The organism is Paenibacillus wenxiniae, assembly GCF_039822605.1.
GTDB classification, from domain to species: domain Bacteria; phylum Bacillota; class Bacilli; order Paenibacillales; family Paenibacillaceae; genus Saccharibacillus; species Saccharibacillus wenxiniae.
The window spans coordinates 21,556-30,588 of record NZ_JBCGUH010000026.1 but is presented as its reverse complement, the minus strand read 5'-3'; the positions used below and the strand labels follow the sequence as shown (position 1 = coordinate 30,588).

At 42.9% G+C, this 9,033-nt stretch carries 8 protein-coding genes; 6 read left to right on the top strand and 2 right to left on the bottom strand.

All coding sequences use genetic code 11. The features are described from left to right. Nucleotides 1-450 precede the first annotated feature (450 nt). Nucleotides 451-621 (top strand): Spo0E family sporulation regulatory protein-aspartic acid phosphatase, encoded by a 171-nt coding sequence (locus AAHF22_RS23135; protein ID WP_347327358.1) that lies wholly within the window; start codon nucleotides 451-453, stop codon nucleotides 619-621. Between the two features lie 49 nt (nucleotides 622-670). Here the strand turns inward: AAHF22_RS23135 and AAHF22_RS23130 are convergent, their stop codons facing one another. Both AAHF22_RS23130 and AAHF22_RS23125 read right to left on the bottom strand, forming a co-directional pair. Continuing rightward, nucleotides 671-2,107 (bottom strand): RICIN domain-containing protein, encoded by a 1,437-nt coding sequence (locus AAHF22_RS23130; RefSeq protein WP_347327357.1) that lies wholly within the window; start codon nucleotides 2,105-2,107, stop codon nucleotides 671-673. Between the two features lie 764 nt (nucleotides 2,108-2,871). Next, the gene (locus AAHF22_RS23125) at nucleotides 2,872-3,519 is read right to left on the bottom strand and encodes an MgtC/SapB family protein (RefSeq protein ID WP_371834106.1); all 648 of its coding nucleotides are present in this window, start codon (nucleotides 3,517-3,519) and stop codon (nucleotides 2,872-2,874) included. 217 nt (nucleotides 3,520-3,736) lie between these two features. Between AAHF22_RS23125 and AAHF22_RS23120 the strand changes: the two genes are divergently transcribed. The 5 genes from AAHF22_RS23120 (at nucleotide 3,737) to AAHF22_RS23100 (ending at nucleotide 8,869) form a co-directional block, all read left to right on the top strand. After that, complete coding sequence (locus tag AAHF22_RS23120) at nucleotides 3,737-4,528, top strand: hypothetical protein (RefSeq protein ID WP_347327354.1); 792 nt, start codon at nucleotides 3,737-3,739, stop codon at nucleotides 4,526-4,528. Between the two features lie 453 nt (nucleotides 4,529-4,981). Further along, the gene (locus AAHF22_RS23115) at nucleotides 4,982-5,827 is read left to right on the top strand and encodes an amino acid ABC transporter substrate-binding protein (protein WP_347327353.1); all 846 of its coding nucleotides are present in this window, start codon (nucleotides 4,982-4,984) and stop codon (nucleotides 5,825-5,827) included. Nucleotides 5,828-5,978: 151 nt separating this feature from the next. Next, entirely contained in the window at nucleotides 5,979-6,647 is a 669-nt protein-coding gene (locus AAHF22_RS23110; RefSeq protein WP_347327352.1) for an amino acid ABC transporter permease, read from the top strand. Between the two features lie 139 nt (nucleotides 6,648-6,786). Continuing rightward, a complete protein-coding gene (locus AAHF22_RS23105) occupies nucleotides 6,787-7,539 on the top strand; it encodes an amino acid ABC transporter ATP-binding protein (RefSeq protein ID WP_347327351.1) in 753 nt (250 codons plus the stop codon). A gap of 310 nt (nucleotides 7,540-7,849) precedes the next feature. After that, a complete protein-coding gene (locus AAHF22_RS23100; protein WP_347327350.1) occupies nucleotides 7,850-8,869 on the top strand; it encodes a Gfo/Idh/MocA family protein in 1,020 nt (339 codons plus the stop codon). Nucleotides 8,870-9,033: the final 164 nt, after the last annotated feature.

The following is a 9,033-nucleotide window of genomic DNA, read 5'->3' as shown; positions in this document are numbered from 1 at the left end:
TAGGTGTAGGTGTAGGTGTAGGTGTAGGTGTAGGTGTAGGTGTAGGTGTAGGTGTAGGTGTAGGTGTAGGTGTAGGTCGATATCGATCAATGATTAACTATTCATGGGATTTACTTACATATTTATTATAAATAGATTCAAAATCTATTACCGTTCAAAGTGACGCAGCCGATACATCATTTACATGGAATAACTTACAGAATATATCGTGTGATTACGTTTCAAACTCTATGTTCATTAACAGCATGCCGCCTACGCCTGTGCTGGTTGGATATCGTGTGATCACGTTTCACACTCTATGCTGTAAACTACTGTGATTTCGAGAACAAGTTGTTAGCATCATAAAATTTTTACTCAATTCCTTAATTTGGAATTTAAATTAAACGTAAACAGGGTATATAATGTAGGCGAAGGAAAAATTTCCAGTCAAAGAAGGGATGGCGTTTGGATATGTTCTGGTGCTTGCGGCGAATTGAGCAGGAACGTGAAGAACTGCATTTGCTCGTGGAATTGTATGGATTTTCCGATGATCGGGTACTCATCAAGTCGCAGCAATTAGACCATACGCTAAATGAATATAATCGCCAACGGTTACTGACAGCCGGTCACGAATCTCAATAAAGAACCCCGCAGCTTGTAGCAAGCAACGGGGTTCAGATCATGTAGATGATTAATTGACTTTGACGATCTGGAAATGCTGATTTGTGCCGCCATTATCTGTCCATTGGATCGCCTTTGCCCCATCATTCAGGGATTGATCCGAAATATCAATCAGTTTACCGGTTTCGCGATTTTTCAGTTTGTAATAACCGCCGCCTACGCTAATCGGTTGCCACTGCTGACTGTTCCAGCTTCCATCATTCCACTGTTCAATCGTTGCGCCATCCGCCGTACTTCCATTTTCAACCCCGATTAGTTTACCTGATGCACGATTTATAATTTTTACATAACCATTGCCTGCATTGACGATTTGCCATTGCTGACTAGTTGTGCCGCCGTCTGCGCGTTGCTCCAGATCAGCACCATTCGTCGACGAGTTGTCGACTACGCTCAGTAACTTATTGCTTTTACGGCTAATGATCTGGTACGAAGCATTGGCATCCCAGTTATTCGTATTCGTACTGCCTGTGATCGTACCGGCAGCCGCATCAATCGTAATCGTATCATACCAGTTCATAGACAAGCTTGTTGCACTTGGGAAGGATAATGGTAGCCATACATATTTGGAGTCCTGCACAGGGCCATTCCATGCGCCTGCCCAGCGATCTCCCATATAGAGATACGATGTCCCCTGCGTGCCTTCTACCGGCACCACATAAGCAGATTGCGAGCCATAGGTCGTATTATCCGCAAAGTTGCTCAGTCCGCTCCACGTGCCTGTAATGCTGGTCGCGGTTGCATATTTCGCCTGATTCGGATTCCAGCCCGTTGCACCAGAGGTGACGAGGAAGTAGATGCCATCCTTTTTGAACATCGCTGGTGCTTCGCGATATTGACCTGGCCATAGTGTAGTTACAAGTGAATCAACACCGAGAAAGTCAGGTGTTAACTTGTAAATGTTTAAGTCTGCATTAACACGAGTCGCCGAGATCAGATACGCTGTTCCATTGTCATTGTATACGGTCATATCACGCGAGTCATACCCTAGTGGACGGAAGCTACCCTGATAGTCGTAGTTTCCATCTACCGTGCTGGAAGTTGCGACAGCTACACGTGCTTCGCCATAGTCTTTGCCATTTTCCTTGTGCATCCAGAGAACGAATTTCTGAGTTGCACTATTGTAAATGACTTTGGGACGTTCGATATTGGATAGGTTTAGTTCTGAAGCAGAACTGCTCGTGAGTACATCGTTGCGGAATGTCCAATTTTTCAGATCAGACGAACGGTATACCGATACCGCTTTGAATGTACCATCGGAATTACGATTTTCCCCGAACCAGTAGTAGAAATTATCGACTTTGATCATCCCACCGCCATGCGCATGAATGACGTTGCCACTTGTATCTTTAAATTGTGTGCCGTTGGTGATCGTCACTGGTGCAGCCGATGCCTGCTGTCCGGGTAGCCATAACATACCGATCATCTGAAGCAGAAGTAAAGCAATCATTCCTTGACAGCCATAACGGAACAGACGTTGAATCGAATAGCTTCTAAAACTTGTTTTGATCATAAGGTACACCTCTATTCATATAATATAAAGCGCTTACATTAAAATGAACGAAAATGACGATATGTACGTTCTATTGCGCGTCATATCGTTTACTTTTGAGCTGGAAATAAAATTAAGCTTATCAGCTCGAATATATGAGCAGTTATTTCACCTCCTTATGGAACTATTGTATCAATGATTCCTGTTCCTGGGATATAAGTAAATATTGAGCTTCGTATAAAAATATCGAACTGGGGGAGGGAGAGGGAGCATATTGTCGTAACTTGATCAATAGCGATATGCCTTAATCGCTATCCAGTTCACTTCATCTATGTATGTTGATCGATCTGATGTGTGTTGATTGATCTATTGTAGGTTGATGATCTAATGTATGTTGATTGATCAAGGCTGCTGTGGAGCAGCTAGTATTGAATAGTTACCAAACATGTGCTTAATAAGCAGAAGCGAGATGCTCCTCTTTGCAATGGCAGAGTAGAGCATCCCGCTATTCCTTGCCAGAGTGGTGTCTGCTCCAGGATAGTAGTTTGTATACACGTCTCGGTGTCTTGACCGAGATTCATTTTAACTTCCAAGCTACTTCAAGTCCTGAACGATAAACATGTCAACACACCTCGGCACACCATCTAAGTTAAAGCTTAACATGGCTAAGGCACCAGATTTAGGTTAGGAATAGGCAATGTCAAATGGAAGTGTGCCCTGTCTCATTCCAGATGAACACGGCGCACATCAGGTTGTGCTTGCACAATGAGTAGTACATCAGCAATCTTCATTGCGGCTGGGAATTTGATAGTAAGAACAAGCTCAATTTCAGATTTCAAATCATGATCACGAATGTCGCTATTGTTTTGAGTGGCTTCGTCGGTACACGATTGAATGCTCAGCACTTGCACTGAATTTTCTTCCAGCACTTCCAGCAGATTCTCGACCGGATCGGTATGATTAATTAGATGCACGGTCAGTTGATGAGACCGAGAACTCATCGCGGGCGAAGAATGCCCATGCATGGCGAATTGAATAATTAAGATCAGTGCAGCGACCCCAATGCCGACAGCATACATCCCTGCGCCAACTGCCATCCCGACACCTGCTGTAGCCCAGATGCCTGCGGCTGTGGTCAGCCCTTTAATGCGCTGCTTGTTCATAAAGATCGTACCTGCGCCCAGAAAGCCCACACCACTCACAATTTGAGCAGCGATACGGGAAGGGTCAAGCGATACATTTTCCCAGTTGGCCATATCCATAAAACCATATTTGGAAATGACCATCATCAGCGCCGCTCCGACCGACACGATGAAATGAGTGCGAATCCCTGCTTCTTTATGACGACTTCGACGTTCATACCCGATCATCGCTCCACACAGACCGGCGACGACGACTCTGAGAATATACTCTAATGTGATCCATAAAAACAAAAAGATCACCTCCATAAATCATTTAAAAATTATTAACCATATAGTAAAAAATGAAATAATTTCATCCCTCGTAGATTTGACATAAGTAAATCAAATATGGTATTTTCTTAAAATATTTTTAAACTAAAGCTTCAAAATAGAAAGGAATGATTAGATGTCTTTTATGAAAAAAGTTATAACTGTTTCGATTTTAGCTTCGTTTGGTTTAGCTTCTGTAGGTTTATCGTCGACGCTGTCCAGGACATATGCAGCTAATTTAGATTCTGCCCAAAGTCAACCAGAGCTTAATTTTAATAAAGATGATATGGTGATTACCTATCAAGCAAAAGAAATAAAAGATTTGAATGAGTTAGAGAGACGTGCCAAAGCGGGTATTAGTGATCTGGATCAGTCTGAAATGTCTTTAGCACCTAAATTAAATTTGAATAGTGTTGAGAATCAAAAAAGTAATGAATCTGAAGTGGTTAGAACTGCACAAATATTGCAAACTGCTGAGAGGGCAGATGGAACTAAAGTCAATAGAGTAGCTATTACTTCGTTTAGTTCAGATGGCAATAAATATTCTTCTAGTAACGACTCTACGCTTGGAAACAAAGCGTATTCAACCATTTATACTGATGATTGGTTTGACCCTAGAGGAGTAAAATATTTAACACTTGTTCGTGTGACTGGTGGATGGCAATTAGAGGGAAATAATGTTAGTATCGCTTCTGGAACTATAACAGCTGGACAAGCAGGTCCTGTTTATGGCGGTGTAGGATATAGTGAAGCTAAAACTTGGAATGTATCGGGAACTTCTTTTGATTACACCCTTCCTACAACTTGGAAGCCTGTAGCAGCTAAAAGTGTCGGTAGTGCAGCTGGTACAGTTATAGGTGTTACTACAAAAGTAGTTTATAAAAGAGGAAATGCAACATGGTCGCATGATTTAACTAATAACATGTAAATAAAGTTAAGGGAATCTGAGTTTAACTCGGATTCCTTTTTTTATCCTTTTCCTGTAAGTATAATCGCCTACATAGAAACCTGATAAACACTATGAAATGAAGGTTTGATTAAAACCAACTAATTTTATCGGAAAAACAGTTGACGTAGCATGGAAGACGGTGTACTATTCAATTTGCAGTTCGTTATTTTTTGAGACCAGATTAAAAAGTGTGCGTGACATACATGAACAGGTTGATCGAAAAACGAAATGATTTTGCCACTGTATTGAGCATAACTTTGCCATAAGCAGGGCATTTCATAACCGCGACTGGAAGTGGAATAGATACATTAGGATGCGGATCAGAGCCTTGAACATGGCTTAAACTGATTGTGATCATCCTGATATGTGTATTAAACGGATAGGGACGGTTATAAACGAATGATTCATATCACCGAGGGGAGTTTTACCAAGATGAAAAAATGGAGTTCTTTAACACTTATGCTGATTCTAACCATGCTCGTTATCGCAGCATGTGGCAATAAGGCGAATACAGCTACAACAGGCAGTACAGATCAACAAACACAAACCGAAAGCAGCGCATCGACTTCCGGCGCAGCTACACTGGAATCCGTAAAAGCAAACGGCAAACTGCGCATCGGTACAGAAGGCACATACGCACCATTCACGTACCACGACGAATCCGGTAAACTGACTGGTTTTGATGTGGACATTGCAACAGAAGTAAGTAAACGTATCGGCGTTGAGCCAGAGTTTATTGAAACGCAATGGGATGGCATGATTGCTGGTTTGGATGCTAAACGTTTTGACACCGTATTTAATGAAGTAGGGATTACAGAAGAACGTCAACAAAAATATCTGTTCTCTGACCCATATATTTCTTCTAAAGCTGTTCTGGTCGTAAGACAGGATAATAATGACATCAAATCGTTTGCTGATTTGAAAGGTAAAAAGTCTGCACAGTCTTTGACAAGTAACTTTGGTAAAATCGCTGAACAAAATGGTGCTGAGCTAGTATCTGTAGACGGTTTCCCACAGGCGGTTGAGCTGTTAGCTTCCGGTCGTGCAGATGCTACAGTAAACGACAACCTTTCGTTCCTTGATCTGAAAAAGCAACAGCCGGATGCTCCAATCAAAGTCGTTGCTGAAGAAGCGAATGCTTCTCAAAGTGGTGCGATCTTTAACAAAGGTAGTGAAGACCTGGTTCAAGCAGTCGATAAAGCGATGAAAGATATGGTTGCTGATGGCACCTATCTGAAAATCTCTGAGAAATATTTCGGTGAGGATGTTTCCAAATAATCCAGCTGGTTTATAACTGAACAGCAATACCGATACTGATATCTTGATGATCGCTTATGATCATCAAGATATCGTGCTTTCTAGGTACAATTTTTGTGAATATAGTTTAGATTGTAAAATATAAAGTCCTATTATTTAGGGAGGATAGAAGATGACTGATCGACAGATACAGATTGTAATCGATTCCTTTTGGCCGTTGCTCAAAGCGGGGCTAATGTATACACTACCACTGGCACTAGCATCTTTTGTGCTGGGTCTGATTGTAGCGGTGCTAACCGCACTGGCGAGAACATCTGGCATACGGATTCTGGATTTTATTGCTCAATTTTATATATGGATTATTCGTGGAACTCCACTGCTTGTCCAGCTGTTTATTATTTTCTATGGCTTACCAACTGTAGGTATTATTTTACCGCCATTTGTTGCCGCGCTGATTGGCTTTACGCTCAGTGTAGGGGCGTATGGTTCTGAAATTGTACGTGCAGCTATCCAGTCTATTCCAAAAGGACAATGGGAGGCAGCCTATTCAATTGGTATGACACGCGGACAAGCTCTAAAAAGAGTAATATTACCGCAAGCAGCTCGTGTATCTGTACCGCCTTTATCTAATTCCTTTATTAGTTTGGTTAAAGATACGTCTCTTGCTTCTAGTATTACGTATATTGAAATGTTTCGACAGTCACAACAAATTGTAGCTCGAACCTACGAAGCGCTTGTGCTTTACACAGAGGCTGCTGTTATTTATTTAATGTTCACCTCTGTATTATTCATTTTGCAAGGATGGCTAGAAAAAAGATTGAGCCGTTTCTCTGCTCAATAACTTATGTTCTATAGCCGGTTGCACGCGACTATATTATAAGGCTTTTTACTAACTTAGTCTCTACACACTATGTATTGGATGTGAATAGGCTATATATCGTATTGGATGATTCTGTTTGTAAAGGAGTGAAGATTCCATCATGCTTGAAATTCGTAATCTACACAAAGCATTCGGTTCACTTGAAGTGCTGAAAGGAATCGATGTGGATCTGGAAAAAGGCAAAGTTCTCGTGATCATTGGCCCTTCCGGTTCAGGGAAAACAACATTACTGCGCTGTATGAATCTGCTGGAGCTGCCTGATCAGGGGACGATGAAGCTGAGTGATCGTAAGCTGGAATTTAAGTCTGGACGTAAACTGCCTACTCGTGAAGTGACCGAGCTGCGTAAACGTACCGGCATGGTATTCCAATCGTACAATCTGTTTCCTCATAAAACGGTCATCGAGAATATTATGGAAGGTCCGGTAATCGTGCAGAAAAAAGACCGTGCTACTGCGCGAACGCAAGCACAGGATTTGCTTGCGAAAGTCGGTCTTGCCGATCGCGGCGATTATTATCCGCATCAGCTATCCGGTGGGCAGCAACAGCGCGTCGGTATCGCGCGTGCGATGGCGATGGAGCCAGATGTATTATTGTTCGATGAACCGACGTCTGCGCTTGATCCTGAGCTTGTAGGCGAAGTGTTGCGCGTTATTAAGCAGCTCGCTCAAGAAGGGCGTACGATGGTCATCGTTACGCATGAGATGAAGTTTGCGGCAGATGTGGCTGACCATGTGATTTTGATGGATGGCGGCTACATCGTAGAGCAAGGGGCACCGCAACAGGTCATTAACAATCCACAGAGTCCACGGGCACAGCAGTTTATGAATCGTATTGCTGGCGCGGAGATTTAACGAGCTGCTTTTACCCATTTCGCCTGTTTAAGTGGATCGATATTATATTTTTTCAAAAAAATTTAATAGCCAGATTTCCAATACAATATTCGTTTATTTCACCTGATTCAGCCTATATGTGGGCAGCTTACAGCGATGTTTGCCCATATATAGGCTGAATTTCGCATATTGCAGAAGTGTTCAAACGCATTGTTGTCCGTTTCTTGTTATGATTGCGCATACAAAAGCTGGATAATTGCTTGCATTTTCGTTAAGATAACTGTGGAACATATCATTGTCACCAACTTCAATTGTGGGAGGAATGGGATTCATGAGTAAAGTCAGAGTAGCAGTAGTGGGATGCGGTAGTATTTCGGAGCGTCGCCACATTCCTGAATATGCAGCACATCCAGATGTAGAACTGGTGGCTTTTGCTGATCCGATTTTGGAGCGTGCAGAAGGTTATGCTGAATTGTACAATGCCAAAGCATATAGCGATTATAAACAATTGCTGGCGGCTGGTGGGTTCGATGCTGTAAGCGTATGCACGCCGAATGCACTGCATGCTGAAGTATCGATTGCAGCTGCGAATGCAGGCGCACACGTACTGGTGGAGAAACCGATGGCTGTATCCAATGAAGAAGCGCTGGACATGATTGCAGCGGCTGAGAAAAACAATGTATTTCTGATGGTTGCACACAACCAGCGTCTGATGCCTCCGCATGTGAGAGCGAAAGAAATTCTCAAGCAGGGTCATCTCGGTCGTGTACTCACATTCCGTACTGCATTTGGTCATAGCGGCCCGGAAGGCTGGAGTATCGATGGTAAGAATAGCTGGTTCTTCCGTAAAGGGGAAGCGGTAATGGGTGCGATGGGCGATCTGGGCGTACATAAGTCCGATATGATCCGCTGGCTGCTGGATGATGAAGTCGTTAGCGTAAGCGCATTTATTGGAACTCTTGATAAAAAAGATACAGATGTAGACGATAACGCGATCTGCTTGCTACGTATGGGCAGCGGTGCGATCGGTTCGCTGGTGGCAAGCTGGACATCTTACCGTGGTGAAGATAACGGCACGGTGCTCTGGTGCGAACATGGCGTGATGAAGATCGGTACAGATCCGGTTGATCAGGTGATCGTAGAGCTGACAAACGGTTCGATCGAGCGTTATCAAGTCGGTGCGATTGCAACGAATGATAAGCAGGTGGCAAGTGGTGTAATGGACGAGTTTATTAGCTGCATCCAAAACAATGTAGCACCGGTCATTTCCGGTGAAGAAGGTCGTCGTTCACTGGAAGTCATTCTGGCAGCATTCCGCTCGCAAGAAGAAGGTCGTACGATCGATCTGTGATCGGTTTTAAACGCTCATCAGAGTGGTGCAGTGTAGGTGAAGGATAACAGGGTAGGAGTTAGTACGTTGCACAGTTTCAATATTAGTTGGGATTATATTTTGAAATGACTGTAGTTTAAAACGATTGTATTTTAAAACTTCAACCATGTTCAAAACTAAAATGA